The following is a 12419-nucleotide window of genomic DNA, read 5'->3' as shown; positions in this document are numbered from 1 at the left end:
TCGCCGCGATCGCGAAGGAAGATTTCCCGGAGAAACAGAATTTGGCGGTGGCGATGCTTGATGCTCTGCGCCTGCTTGCCTGTCTTGCCTGTGCCCAGCCAACTCCGGTTGCCTCGCCATCGGATGCGCTGACTGTCGACGTCGAGTTGGTGTTGGCGGTCGATATCTCCCTGTCGATGGACGAGAAGGAGTTCGCGCTGCAGCGCGCCGGCTATGTCGAGGCTCTGCGGCATCCCGATTTCATAAGGGCAGTCCGGTCCGGCAATACGGGCCGCATCGCGATTGCCTATTTCGAATGGGCCGGCACGGTGCGCGATGACGCGGTCATCAACTGGCAGATCATCGACAGCGCCGAGAGCGCCAACAGCTTTGCCGACAAGGTGGCCGCGCGCCCGTTCCGGAGTTTTCGCGGCACCTCGATTTCCACAGCACTTGCCTTCGGCGCCGGGCTTTTCGACAGGACGGATTTCGTCGGTGAACGCAGCGTCATCGATGTTTCCGGCGATGGCCCCAACAATATCGGGCCGCCGGTCACCGCGATGCGCGATGCGGCAACCGCCAAAGGCATCGTCATCAACGGCCTGCCGATCCTGATCAACACATCGCCCACGTTCAAGCATCTCGACCAGTATTACGCGCAGTGCGTGACCGGCGGACCAGGCTCCTTCGTGCTGCCAATTTATGCGGCAGCCGAATTTTCCACCGCCATCCGGCGCAAGCTGATCCTCGAAGTGAGCGGCATTCAGGACAAGGCCAGGGTCACTCCCGTCGACGCGGATGCGCCGATCGACTGCCTGCAAGGCGAACGGGACAGGCGATTCCTGTCGGATCCCTATTTCCCGGAACTCGACCGCTAGGCCTGGCGACAACTAAGCAGGCCGGGCGCCGAACTTTTTGCGAAACTCAGTTTGGACGTTGCGGCGCCAGCGCCGGCCACAGACATAACCGTTGATCAGTTCCGGCAGCGAATAGCCGAGCGTTTTCGACGAACGGTTGGCCATGTAGCCCTCAAACGCCTCCGGTATCCGACCCCTGAGAATATCGGCGATGATCTGCCGCGCGATCATGTAGGGCGGAATGTGCGGGTAGACGCGGGCGATATGCGGGTGTTTATCCATCAGGTTCGCATAGGCTTCGACATAGCCGCTACGGCGGCGCGAAATCGAATTCTGCGAATTGTGTTTCGTCCAGTCGAGATCTCCGGACAGTTGCGCGCCGAAGCGCCGGGCGAGGCGCAGCAGCAATTCCCGGTCCTGCATCCGGGTGATGTCGCTGTCATAGCCGCCAATGGCGAGCAAAGCCTCGCGGCGTGCGGTGATAGCGGTGCCGGCGATGAAGATTGTCTGCGCGACAAGCGTCCGCTCCAGCATCATCGGGCTGATGAATGCCTCGGGATTGACGCAGTTGGTGGCGCGGCCGCTCTTCAGCGAGACATATGAGCTGATCAGCACCTGAAGCGTGGGATTGTTGTCGAACCAGGCCAAGGTCCGTTCAAGTCGATGCGACATGTAGACATCGTCGGAATCGAGGAATGTCACCACCGGAGCCCGCGCGCGCTCGATTCCGGCATTCCTGGCTGCGTTGGCGCCCCGCCATTTGGCACCGACATAGATCAGCCGCGGGTCGCTGATGCGCGTCAGCGCCGGTTCCGTCCCATCGGTGGAACCATCGTCGACAACGATATGCTCCAGCCTCGGCATGCTCTGGGAAAGGACGCTTTCGACGGCGCGCAACACCGTTTCGCGCCGGTTGTGGGTCGGCGTGATGACCGTGACGAGGGGCGAACGCTCGGTCTTCCCGGTCATATCGCGTCAGCCGTTCCCAGCGCAAAAATGCGCTTCCTGTCAGGCCTTTCGATCTTCGGGGTGATCGAATCGATCGGACTTCCCCCTCCACGACGCATCGTCGTATTCGTTGGTGACGCTACAAAAAACAGCTTCCCGTGTCACCCACCCTGTCGGTGCTCAGCCCGTGCGAAGGGGCGAATTCCCATCCAAGCGCTCCAATTGCAACAGCGTGGCCGGGCAAGAGCGTTTGCGATGGGTCGTTGGAGGGACCGGCCCATCGCGACTGTGTCGCGTCCATTCCATTACCTCGGACGTAATCGCTTTGCGATCGGCCCTCCTGCAGATTGCACTGGCGAGGCTGGCAATCGGCTTCGATCGACAAGGGAGTTACGTCATGACCGCTTACGCCGTTGCCCATATGCGCCAAGTCGCAATGGGCCCGCAGATCGTCGAATACCTGCACAAGATCGATGCCACGCTGGAGCCATTCGGCGGCCGTTTCGTGGTCCATGGCGGCAATATCGAGGTGATCGAGAACGACTGGCCGGGCAACCTCATCATCATCGAATTTCCCGACCGGCATCAGGTGCGCAACTGGTACAATTCGCCCGCTTACCAGGCGATACTGGCGCTGCGCACGGGAAATTCTCAATCCGACGTGGTGTTCGTTGACGGCGTCGAACATCCGCACAAGGCCACGGATGTCCTGGACTAGAGCAGTTCACCGTTTCATGGAAACGGCGAACGGCTCTAACTCTTTGTTTTGACGCAATTCCGGACGGAAAACCGCTCACACTTTTCCTGGAATTGCTCTAGCGGTCGGCAATCAGCCGCTGTGGAGCTTGCGGGTTGCGCCTGGATACGCTTATCCGCCGGCAAAGTCGGGCAGAACTTCAATTTCGTCAGGGATGAGGCCCAGGGCCAGGCTGAACTGACCCCAAAATGCCAAACTGTAGAACGCCAGGCCGACAAGCAGAGACAATGGAATTTGCCAGACCGGCATCCCCGTTTGCCGGGCATGCCGTATAATGCGCCGTGTTGTGCGCCACGACATGGTGAGCCATCGGCTGAGCGACTTTACGATCCGCCGGCTACGACGAGAGGATACAAGTTCTCGAAATTTCCGGTCGGCATCGCGACCGGTCACCAGTGCGCGCCAGCGGAAGAAGCGCCAGCCGCGCGGCGGGTGGTGATAGACACGTGCATTGGCGCTGACGAGTTTATGGCCGTCGCGCTCAAGCGCACGCATCAGCAGCGTGCAGGAAACCTTGAAGCCATTGTTTTCGGGAAAGGGGTGATTGGTGATCCAGTCGCGGCGAAAGGCCACGTTGTTGGCGTTTATCGCGCGTTTCGAAGCAAAGCGCGTATCCTTTTGCGCCATTGGGAAAAACCAGATCAGCGCAAATGTTCTCGACATGAAATCATCGTAATAAAGGTAGGTGTATCCATTTACGGCCACGGTCGCGGGATCTTGAAATGGACCAAGCATGGCTGAGAGCCATCCGGATTCCACCACGGTATCGGAGTCCGTGAAAATGACGATGTCGCCGTCGGTTGCCGGAATGCCGTTGTTCTTGAGATCGTAGTACCTGCCCCCTGGGCATGCGGCGAAGATCACGTCGGCGACCTGTTCCAGCTGCGATGCTGCAGGTGCGATATTGCTTCTCAGCAAAAGTGTGTCCGCGTCGTCTCCGCCATGGGAGATAACGACCTGTGGCCTGGCAAGGCCCAGCGAAGAAACAGCGCCGATTTCCCGCGCCAAGGCGGTCAGTCCAACGCTGACCTCTTCCAAGTCTACCGACCTGGCATTCTCCATTTCCAGGACAAGGGAATAGCTCAGCGAATCTACAGGCACGTTTTATGGAATCCTATTATAGCGCAAGGAGTTCAAACAACGCCTCGGAAGCACGAAGAAATCGAGATAATCAACCCCTACCGCTTCAGCAAAAAAACCGCTTGCTGGCCGAAGAAATTCCAGAACCACCAGGGCATCGACAGGCCGATCTTCTGGCCGGCGGCATCGAGCGCGGTCGCCTTTTCCACCGTCGCGCCGAGTTCCTCGCACAGATTGACGAAGTCGCGGATGGTGCAGAAATGGATGTTGGGCGTGTCGTACCAGGAATAGGGCAGGTCCTGGGTCACCGGCATGCGGCCTTTGACGAACAGCGACAGGCGCACCCGCCAATGGCCGAAATTGGGGAAGGAGACGATCGCCCGATTGCCGATCCGGAGCAATTCGTCGAGCACCAGCTTCGGGTTGCGGGTGGCCTGCAAGGTCTGCGACAGGACGACGAAGTCAAAACCCTTGTCGGGATAGAATTCGAGATCCTTGTCGGCATCGCCCTGGATGACAGAGAGGCCGCGCGCCACGCATTCGTTGACGCCGCGCTGCGACAGTTCAAGCCCACGGCCGTCGACCTGCTTGGCGTCCTGCAGCAATTCAAGCAATGAGCCGTCACCCGAACCGACGTCGAGCACGCGGGACTGAGGCGGGATGAGGTTGGCGACGACCTCGAGGTCGACGCGCTGGCTGCCGTTGACGCTCATGATGCGAGTCCTCTGGCGCGGGCTGCCGAGCCGATGAAGCCGTTGATGGCGGCAAACAGTTCCGGCTCGTCGAGCAGGAAGGCGTCGTGGCCGCGGTCGGTTTCGATCTCGACGAAGGATACCGAGGCACCGGCGGCGTTGAGCGCATGCACGATGGAGCGGCTTTCTTCCGTCGGAAACAGCCAGTCCGATGTGAACGACACCAGGCAGAAGCGGGTCTTGGTGCCGGCAAAGGCGTCGGCCAGGCGGCCGCCATGGTCGGCAGCAATGTCGAAATAGTCCATCGACCGCGTCATGTAGAGATAGGAATTGGCGTCGAAGCGGTCGACGAAGGTCATGCCTTGGTGGCGCAGATAGCTTTCGATCTGGAAGTCGGCATCAAAGCCGAAAGTCAGGTGGTCGCGGTCCTGCAGATTGCGACCGAATTTGCGGTGCAGGGCGGCTTCCGACAGGTAGGTGATGTGGGCGGCCATGCGCGCCACCGCCAGGCCCTTTTCCGGGCGCCTGCCATGCTCGAAATATTTGCCGCCATGCCAGTCCGGATCGGCCATGACGGCTTGCCGGCCGACCTCGTGGAAGGCGATGTTCTGCGAGGAATGGCGCGCGCCGGTGGCGATCGGCAGCGCCGAAAAGACGCGCTCGGGATAGCTCGACGCCCATTCCAGAACCTGCATGCCGCCCATCGAGCCGCCAAGCACGCAGAACAGTTTCTCGATGCCGAAATGGTCGATCAGCATCTGCTGCGCGCGCACCATGTCGCGGATGGTGATGACCGGCAGGTCGAGCCCATAGGGCTTGCCGGTGGCGGGGTTGGTCGAGGCCGGGCCGGTGGAGCCGAGGCAGCCGCCAATGACGTTGGAGCAGATGACGAAGAAACGGTTGGTGTCGATGATCCTGCCGGGGCCGATCAGCACTTCCCACCAGCCCGGCTTGCCGGTCACCGGATTGGTGTTGGCGACATGCTGGTCACCGGTCAGCGCATGGCAGACGAGGATGGCATTGGAGCGGGCATCGTTGAGCGTGCCGTAGGTCTGGTAGGCGATCTGGAACGGAGACAAAAGCGTGCCGGCATCGAGCTTGAGCGGTTGGTCCGGCCCGAAGCGCAACACCGGGCTCGACGGCTGGTCGGCCTCGTTGTTGGTCTTTCTTGCGCGCAGAGCGGCCATTCACATCTCTTCCATCGGTCGTCCGGCCAAGCGCGGACAACAAAAAACCGGCATTGCCGTCGCAAAGCCGGTTACAGGATGCAAACGGCCCTTTAGCAAGTTGTTTAACGTGGCTGCAAGCCGACCGGCCAAATCACCACGGAAGTTCTTATCTCTTCTAGGGCCATGGGGTGTTGGCGTCAACGGCGGCGTTTCTCACGGGTCGTTGTCCTTCTCGCCACCTTGCACAATTTGTGTAAACTACGTAAATTGCGCAAGCCAATCGAAGTCACTTCGGTTTTGTCACAGTCGACTTCACAGGCCCTTGCAGCAGATGGAGGCAAAGCATGCCCCGGAACACCGCAATCCCTGCGAGCGATTTCGCCCGAAATTTTGCTAAATATCAGGACGAAGCCATCTCCAAGAAGGTCATCAATGTGACCAATCATGGCCGAGTTGTGGGGGCGTATCTTTCCGCCGAGGAGTTCGAGCACTACGAATTGCTGAAGCGTCGTGAGCGTGAAATCCTGATCGTGGGCGAACTTGACGACGACACCATAGCTTCTATCGAATCGGCTGAGTATGGCGTGGAACCGAAGTGAGCCTGCCGCTTCCGAAACCGGGTCTGGTCATTCGCTATAATTTTCTTTGGAGTGCCGAACGCCTCTCCGGCAAAGTCGAAGGCACAAAGGATCGTCCTTGCGCGATCGTCGTTGCCACGCCGACGGACACGGATGGCCACATCCGCACCATTGTCGCTCCGATCACCCATAGCCCACCATCCGACAAGGCAACATCGGTCGAGATTCCGGCGGTGGTTTGCCGAGCTCTCGGCCTCGATGAAGGCCGGCACTGGATACGCCTCGACGAGTTGAACCGCTTCCTTTGGCCTGGCTACGATATTCGGCCGCGCTCCAACGGCAGTTACGCCTATGGAATGCTTCCGCCAGCCTTGTTCGATCAACTGCGGCACGGAATTCTGCAGCTTCAGCGGGCCCGCAAAGCCCGAATCACCGGCCGCGATGATTGACGCTACATGCGGTGGGCACCTCTCGACATTGCCGGCCATGGCTTGTATTCCCGCTGCGGCCTCGGATGAGGCTTTCTCGACAGGTTTTTACGACATGACGCAGACACCGGATCAGGCACGTCCAACCCCGCGCGCGGGCATCATGGACATCGACGCCTATGTGCCGGGCAAGAGCGCCGCACCCGCCGGTGTCGCCAAGGTGTACAAGCTGTCGTCGAACGAGAACCCGCTCGGTCCGTCACCGAAGGCGATCGAGGCCGCGCGTGAGGTTGCCGCCAGGCTCGACATCTATCCCGACGGCACCGCCAGGCGGCTGCGCGAGGCGATCGCCGAGGTGCATGGCCTCAACGCGCAAAACATCATCTGCTCCAACGGCTCCGACGAGATCCTCGGCCTCTTGGCGCAGACTTATCTCGCGCCCGGCGATGAGGCCATATTCACCGAACACGCCTTCATGGTCTACAAAATCTACATCCAGTCGGCCGGCGCCACCCCGGTTGTTATCAAGGAGACCGACGAGCGCGCCGATATCGATGCGATATTGGCCGCCGTCACGCCGCGCACCAAAATCGTGTTTCTGGCCAATCCCAACAACCCGACCGGCACCTATGTGCCTTTCCAGGAGGTACGCCGCCTGCATGCCGGCCTGCCCAGACATGTGCTGCTGGTGCTCGACGCGGCCTATGCCGAATATGTCCGCCGCAACGACTATGAAGCCGGCATCGAACTTGTCGGCAGCGCCGAGAATGTGGTGATGACCCGCACCTTCTCCAAGATCGGCCTCGGCGGAGCACGGATCGGCTGGATGTATGCGCCCATTCACATCGTCGACGCCATCAACCGCGTGCGCGGTCCCTTCAACGTCAACGCGACGGCGATCGAGGCCGGTATCGCGGCAATCCGGGACCGCGCCCATGTCGAGCGCAGCGTGGCGCATAACGAGACCTGGCTGACCTGGCTGAGCCAAGAGATGACCGGGCTCGGGCTGCGGGTGACACCCAGCGTCGGCAATTTCCTGCTCATCCATTTTCCCGACGATCAGAAGCATTCGGCGGCTGCGGCGGACGATTATCTCACCGCGCGCGGCTATATATTGCGGCGCGTTTCCGGTTACGGCTTTCCCAACGCGCTGCGCATGACCGTCGGCACCGAAGAGGCCAATCGTGGCGTTGTCGCAGCGCTCACGACATTCCTGAAAAGCTAGAACGCCCGAAAGCTGGGAAAGCCCGAAAGCTGGAACACCATGACATCACCGATGTTTGAAAAGATCGCGCTGGTCGGCATCGGCCTGATCGGCTCGTCGCTGGCCCGCGTCATCCGCCGCGAGGGCCTGGCCGGCCACGTCGCCATTTCCACCCGCAGCGCCGCGACGCTGGCGCGGGCGCAGCAGCTTGGGCTGGGCGATTCCCACACGACCGATGCCAAGGAAGCGGTCCGCGATGCCGATCTGGTCATCGTCTCGGTGCCCGTCGGCTCGTCCGGCGCGGTGGCCGAGGAGATCGCACCGGCGCTGAAGAAGGGCGCCATCCTTACCGATGTCGGCTCGACCAAAGCCTCCGTCATCGCGCAGATGCAGCCGCATGTGCCTGGCGGCGTCCATTTCATTCCCGGCCATCCGCTGGCGGGTACGGAAAAGTCCGGCCCGGATGCCGGTTTCGCCGATTTGTTCGACAATCGCTGGTGCATCTTCACGCCGTTGCCGGACACGGATCCGGATGCGCTTGAGAAACTGTCGGAATTCTGGCGCCGCTGCGGCGCCAACATCGATACGATGGATCCCCAGCATCACGACATGACGCTCGCCATCGTCTCGCATCTGCCGCACATCATCGCCTACAACATCGTCGGCACCGCCGACGATCTGGAATCGGTGACCAAGACCGAAGTCATCAAATATTCCGCCTCCGGCTTTCGCGATTTCACGCGTCTGGCCGCCTCCGATCCGACCATGTGGCGGGATGTGTGCCTGCACAACAAGGACGCCATCCTGGAGATGCTGGCGCGGTTCTCGGAAGATCTTGCGTTCCTGCAGCGGGCGATCCGCTGGGGCGACGGCGACAAGCTGTTCGACCTGTTCACCCGCACCCGGGCGGTGCGCCGCTCGATCATCGAGGCTGGCCAGGACATCGACGCGCCCGATTTCGGCCGTCAGGCCGTAGAACACCCCGCGAAAACTTAAACCTGTCAGGTGGGCCAGGTCGCCGCGACCATCGCCAGTGTCTCGGCCCGGTCCGGTGCGCCGAGCCTACCGCCGAAGCGCAGGCATTTCAGCGCGGCGGCGGCACTGGCGAAACGCAGGGCCTGCTCGACCGGCATGGCTTCCGCCAGTCCGACAGCAAAGGCGCCGTGAAAGACATCGCCGGCGGCGAGCGTGTCGACTGCCTTGATTCTTGGCGCCGCGACATGACGGGATGATCCCGCTGCCCGATCGAACCACCAGGTACCTGCCGCGCCGCCGGTGATCGCGACGAATGCGTCGGTGCGGGAAGCCATGTCGGTGCAAGCGGTTTCCAGATCCAGCGCCTGGCCGCATATGATGCGGACTGCCGGCTCGGAGGCGACGATGTGTGTGGCCAGTGGCAACAATTGCTCCAGAACCGCCAGCGGCGCGGTGTCGGCATCGAGGATTGCCGGCCGGCCGACAGCGTGCGCCGCCTTGAGGGCAAGGGCCGCGGCACCCGGCCAGCGCACGTCGACCAGCACGGCATCGAATGCCGTGATGTCTGCGAAGGGCAGCGTCCCGGGATCGGTCTGGGCGAGGCTGTCATAGAAAGGCACGATGATGCGCTCGCCATGCGCATCGACCAGGATCGAGGCAAGTGCCGAGCGTGCGCCACTGACGCGGCGGACATAGCTGCAATCGACACCCTCAGCCTCGACCCCGGCAATCAGCTGATCGCCGATGGGATCGTCGCCGGCGCTCGCCCACAAAGACACCTCGGCGCCCAGGCGATGCGCGGCGCAGGCAGCGCTCGTGGCCATGCCCGAGGCGATCTGGACACCGTCGGCGGCAATGAACTTTCCCTGATGCGTCGGCAGCGTCTCGACACGCAGGATGGTGTCCAGCGTCAGCGCGCCGACACTCAGGAGCCTTACAGGTCTTGCCATGACCGCGCTATTGCACCGGCTTGATCTTGCCGAGCGGGATGAAGCCGAGCGAGGCCTTGCCCTTGACCACCTTCAGCGGCATCGACGGTTCGCTGCCGAGCATGGCGAGAGCGGCAAAGCCCTGTTCGATCGCATTCTTCTGCTCCGGTATCGCACCGGCCAGGATGGAGGCCACGGCCTTGGGATCCTTGATCCGGATCATCAGATCGGCGTCGACCAGACCCTCAGCGTCCACCGACAGCGGTCCGGAAACGGTGACCCGCGCCGTGCCGGAGGACAGATCGAGGTTGCGAATCTCTATCCTTTGGCCGCGCAGGCTCTTCACCTGCGTTCCGATCAGCGCGACGCCATTCTTCAGCGTGGCGTCGCCGCTGGCATCGAGCGCCGGCAGCACGCGCCCGCCGATCGCATCCGGGTCGATCTCCAGATCGGTGAAGCTGCCGACATAGTCGACGTCCTGACCGTTGGGCTGCAGCTGGCCGGCCGCCCTGCCGGCGCTGAACAATTCCACCGGATCGGTGTCGTCGGCCGGATCGGTCTGGCCGGACAGCCCTTCAGCCTGCAGCGCGATGCGCTGCGGCAGCGGCCATGACAGCTTGACCTTGGCCTGCAGATTGTCCCAGTCGATCCACAGCGGCACCATGCCGGGGACGGAGGTCCTGAGCGGACCGCGCAGATCGGCGACCGGTGACAAAGGCTGGATGATCTGGGCGACGGCATTGAAGGAGCCGGCCGAGGCCGCGATGTTCCTGGCGTCGTCCTCATAGGCGAGGTTGTCGCAGGAGACGGTAAAGCTCAAGGGGTAGCCGCTGACCTCGAGATTGGCGCAGCCAGCCTGGATGCCACTCTTGTTGAGCGTGGCAACCGCCTTGTCGGCCTCAGCCCTGACCCGGTTGGCCAGGTAGAACCAGCCACCGCTGTAGATTGCGAACAGCACAACGATGAACGCCACAAGCCAGAACAGGCCGCGGCGGGGCTTTGGTTGGCGTTCGTCACTTGACGTCATGCTTTGGCTCTCATTAACGCATGGATGTTGGTGGACGGACCTTCAATTCCGACAACCAGGTAGACATTGGCGAATAGGTAGCCGGGGACGGACGGAAAAAACACCGGTTCCGGTGTGGTGGTGCCATTCTTTTTGCAATCAGGCGCGGCGATATGGGCGATTTTTGGGTGTTTGGCTATGGGTCGCTGATCTGGCGGCCGGGTTTTGCGCATGTCGAGACGCGGCGCGCCCATTTGCATGGCTATCGCCGCTCGCTCTGTGTCTATTCCTTCGTGCACCGCGGCACGCGCCAGCGACCCGGCCTGGTGCTCGGCCTCGACCATGGCGGCTCCTGCGTCGGCCTGGCTTTCCGTGTGCCTGGGGAATTGCGCGACGAGGTCATCGCCTATCTGCGCGAACGCGAGCTGGTCACATCAGTCTATCTCGAGCGCACGCTCAAAGTCCGCCTCGTCGGCGGCGGCACGGTCGAAGCGGTGGCCTACATCGTCGACCGCAAGCATGAGCAATATGCCGGCGCGCTGGACGCTGCGCATGCGGCGGCGGTGGTGCGCGGCGCAATCGGCCAATCCGGCGACAATGAGGATTATGTGCTCAGCACGCTGAAGCATCTGCAAGCGCTAGGCATCCGCGACCATTGGCTTGAAGAAGTGGCACGGGGGATAGCGCCTTTGTGAAGCGCTGGCTCTGCGGAAAAAGGTGGCCAGGCCTTTGACCTCGACGCGGCAAGACCTAGCTTAGGCTCCGAACCCAGCCAGCGGGCGGCATTCCGCCCGGTCCAAATCACCACGGAGATCCGTCTTGCAAAAACGCCGTCTCGGTCGCACCGACCTTTCCATCGCGCCGCTGGTTCTGGGCGGCAACGTCTTCGGCTGGACCGCCGACGAGAAAACCTCTTTCGACCTGCTCGATCGCTTCGTCGGGGGCGGCCTCAACGCCATCGATACGGCCGACGCCTATTCACGCTGGGTGCCGGGCAACAAGGGCGGCGAATCCGAAACCATTATCGGCAGCTGGATGAAGGACCGTGGCAACCGCGACAAGGTCGTGGTGATCACCAAGGTCGGCTCGGATATGGGGCAGGGGCACAAGGACCTCTCCGCCGCCTATATCGAAAAGGCCGTCGATGCATCGCTGAAGCGGCTGCAGACCGATATCATCGACCTCTATCTGTCGCACTGGCCCGATCCGACCACGCCCTATGAGGAAACCCTCGGCGCCTACGAAAAACTGCTCGCCAAGGGCAAGGTCCGCCATGTCGGCTGCTCGAACCTCGACGCCGGTCAGTTGCGCGCCGCACTCGATGTGGCGAGCCTGCGCAGCCTGCCGCGCTATGAGGTTTTGCAGCCGGAATACAATCTCTACGACCGCTCGTCCTTCGATGGGCCGTTGCGCGATCTTTGCGTGGCCGAGGATATCGGCGTCATCACCTATTTCAGCCTGGCCAAGGGTTTCCTAAGCGGCAAATACCGCAGCGAGACCGATCTTGGCCAAAGTTCACGCGGCGGCGGGGTGAAGGACTATCTCAACGCGCGCGGCATGCGCATCCTGGCCGCACTCGACGCGGTGTCGGCGAGGCATTCGGCCAAGCAGGCGGAAGTGGCGCTTGCCTGGGCGATTGCGCGGCCAGGCGTCACCGCACCGATCGCCAGCGCGACCAAGCCTGAGCAGATGGACAGCCTGATCAAGGCGGCATCGCTGAAATTGACCGCTGACGACATGGCCGAACTCGACAAGGCGAGCGGCTGAAGCCTCGGCCATCGCGATACGCACGAACGTCCAAGACCACCCTCCTGTCT

The 12419-nt window shown here is 61.9% G+C and carries 14 protein-coding genes and 1 riboswitch; of the genes, 8 read left to right on the top strand and 6 right to left on the bottom strand.

Translation table 11 applies throughout. From position 1 onward, the window contains the following. Positions 1-53 precede the first annotated feature (53 nt). Positions 54-857, top strand: coding sequence for a DUF1194 domain-containing protein (locus HB778_RS10225; protein WP_183463537.1), 804 nt, complete (start codon positions 54-56; stop codon positions 855-857). A gap of 12 nt (positions 858-869) precedes the next feature. On the opposite strand, the gene HB778_RS10220 is transcribed toward HB778_RS10225, so the two are convergent. Further along, the gene (locus HB778_RS10220) at positions 870-1805 is read right to left on the bottom strand and encodes a glycosyltransferase family 2 protein (RefSeq protein WP_183463535.1); all 936 of its coding nucleotides are present in this window, start codon (positions 1803-1805) and stop codon (positions 870-872) included. Positions 1806-2181: 376 nt separating this feature from the next. Here HB778_RS10220 and HB778_RS10215 point away from each other — a divergent pair, with 376 nt between their 5' ends. Then, positions 2182-2502, top strand: a complete 321-nt coding sequence (locus HB778_RS10215; protein ID WP_183463533.1) for a DUF1330 domain-containing protein — start codon at positions 2182-2184, stop codon at positions 2500-2502. 150 nt (positions 2503-2652) lie between these two features. On the opposite strand, the gene HB778_RS10210 is transcribed toward HB778_RS10215, so the two are convergent. The 3 genes from HB778_RS10210 to metX all read right to left on the bottom strand — a co-directional run bounded on the left by HB778_RS10210 (position 2653) and on the right by metX (position 5500). After that, a complete protein-coding gene (locus HB778_RS10210) occupies positions 2653-3579 on the bottom strand; it encodes a glycosyltransferase (RefSeq protein ID WP_244571390.1) in 927 nt (308 codons plus the stop codon). A gap of 140 nt (positions 3580-3719) precedes the next feature. Further along, the gene (gene metW / locus HB778_RS10205; protein ID WP_183463532.1) at positions 3720-4334 is read right to left on the bottom strand and encodes a methionine biosynthesis protein MetW; all 615 of its coding nucleotides are present in this window, start codon (positions 4332-4334) and stop codon (positions 3720-3722) included. Further along, positions 4331-5500, bottom strand: coding sequence for a homoserine O-acetyltransferase MetX (gene metX, locus HB778_RS10200; RefSeq protein WP_183463530.1), 1170 nt, complete (start codon positions 5498-5500; stop codon positions 4331-4333). The genes metW and metX overlap by 4 nt, the downstream gene beginning before the upstream one ends. 72 nt (positions 5501-5572) lie before the next feature. Beyond that, positions 5573-5650, bottom strand: a riboswitch (SAM riboswitch). Between the two features lie 176 nt (positions 5651-5826). Between metX and HB778_RS10195 the strand changes: the two genes are divergently transcribed. The 4 genes from HB778_RS10195 (at position 5827) to HB778_RS10180 (ending at position 8688) form a co-directional block, all read left to right on the top strand. Further along, positions 5827-6081, top strand: a complete 255-nt coding sequence (locus tag HB778_RS10195; protein ID WP_095203990.1) for a hypothetical protein — start codon at positions 5827-5829, stop codon at positions 6079-6081. After that, positions 6078-6509 (top strand): hypothetical protein, encoded by a 432-nt coding sequence (locus HB778_RS10190; RefSeq protein ID WP_095203989.1) that lies wholly within the window; start codon positions 6078-6080, stop codon positions 6507-6509. Before HB778_RS10195 ends, HB778_RS10190 begins: the two co-directional genes overlap by 4 nt. Before the next feature lie 94 nt (positions 6510-6603). Beyond that, complete coding sequence (gene hisC / locus HB778_RS10185) at positions 6604-7713, top strand: histidinol-phosphate transaminase (protein WP_183463528.1); 1110 nt, start codon at positions 6604-6606, stop codon at positions 7711-7713. 39 nt (positions 7714-7752) lie between these two features. Next, positions 7753-8688, top strand: coding sequence for a prephenate/arogenate dehydrogenase family protein (locus HB778_RS10180; RefSeq protein WP_183463526.1), 936 nt, complete (start codon positions 7753-7755; stop codon positions 8686-8688). Positions 8689-8693: 5 nt separating this feature from the next. On the opposite strand, the gene HB778_RS10175 is transcribed toward HB778_RS10180, so the two are convergent. Together HB778_RS10175 and HB778_RS10170 are read right to left on the bottom strand one after the other, a co-directional pair. Continuing rightward, complete coding sequence (locus tag HB778_RS10175) at positions 8694-9617, bottom strand: sugar kinase (RefSeq protein ID WP_183463524.1); 924 nt, start codon at positions 9615-9617, stop codon at positions 8694-8696. A gap of 7 nt (positions 9618-9624) precedes the next feature. After that, entirely contained in the window at positions 9625-10623 is a 999-nt protein-coding gene (locus HB778_RS10170) for a DUF2125 domain-containing protein (RefSeq protein WP_183463522.1), read from the bottom strand. A 152-nt stretch (positions 10624-10775) separates the two neighbouring features. Here HB778_RS10170 and HB778_RS10165 point away from each other — a divergent pair, with 152 nt between their 5' ends. Both HB778_RS10165 and HB778_RS10160 read left to right on the top strand, forming a co-directional pair. Beyond that, positions 10776-11297: a gamma-glutamylcyclotransferase gene (locus HB778_RS10165; protein WP_183463520.1), complete on the top strand. Its 522-nt coding sequence runs from the start codon at positions 10776-10778 to the stop codon at positions 11295-11297. A 124-nt stretch (positions 11298-11421) separates the two neighbouring features. Then, the gene (locus HB778_RS10160) at positions 11422-12369 is read left to right on the top strand and encodes an aldo/keto reductase (protein ID WP_183463519.1); all 948 of its coding nucleotides are present in this window, start codon (positions 11422-11424) and stop codon (positions 12367-12369) included. Positions 12370-12419: the final 50 nt, after the last annotated feature.

It is taken from the genome of Mesorhizobium huakuii, from assembly GCF_014189455.1.
GTDB classification, from domain to species: domain Bacteria; phylum Pseudomonadota; class Alphaproteobacteria; order Rhizobiales; family Rhizobiaceae; genus Mesorhizobium; species Mesorhizobium huakuii_A.
Note: the sequence above shows the minus strand (reverse complement) of the source record. Positions and strands in the feature narration are given on the sequence as shown.

Excerpts from the sequence above, each read along its gene's own strand:
- HB778_RS10170 (WP_183463522.1), bottom strand. The coding sequence starts at position 10,623 with ATGACGTCAAGTGACGAACGCCAACCAAAGCCCCGCCGCGGCCTGTTC.
- HB778_RS10195 (WP_095203990.1), top strand. The coding sequence starts at position 5,827 with ATGCCCCGGAACACCGCAATCCCTGCGAGCGATTTCGCCCGAAATTTT.
- HB778_RS10215 (WP_183463533.1), top strand. The coding sequence starts at position 2,182 with ATGACCGCTTACGCCGTTGCCCATATGCGCCAAGTCGCAATGGGCCCG.
- HB778_RS10220 (WP_183463535.1), bottom strand. The coding sequence starts at position 1,805 with ATGACCGGGAAGACCGAGCGTTCGCCCCTCGTCACGGTCATCACGCCG.
- metX (WP_183463530.1), bottom strand. The coding sequence starts at position 5,500 with ATGGCCGCTCTGCGCGCAAGAAAGACCAACAACGAGGCCGACCAGCCG.
- HB778_RS10180 (WP_183463526.1), top strand. The coding sequence starts at position 7,753 with ATGACATCACCGATGTTTGAAAAGATCGCGCTGGTCGGCATCGGCCTG.
- HB778_RS10165 (WP_183463520.1), top strand. The coding sequence starts at position 10,776 with ATGGGCGATTTTTGGGTGTTTGGCTATGGGTCGCTGATCTGGCGGCCG.
- HB778_RS10225 (WP_183463537.1), top strand. The coding sequence starts at position 54 with ATGCTTGATGCTCTGCGCCTGCTTGCCTGTCTTGCCTGTGCCCAGCCA.
- hisC (WP_183463528.1), top strand. The coding sequence starts at position 6,604 with ATGACGCAGACACCGGATCAGGCACGTCCAACCCCGCGCGCGGGCATC.
- HB778_RS10175 (WP_183463524.1), bottom strand. The coding sequence starts at position 9,617 with ATGGCAAGACCTGTAAGGCTCCTGAGTGTCGGCGCGCTGACGCTGGAC.
- metW (WP_183463532.1), bottom strand. The coding sequence starts at position 4,334 with ATGAGCGTCAACGGCAGCCAGCGCGTCGACCTCGAGGTCGTCGCCAAC.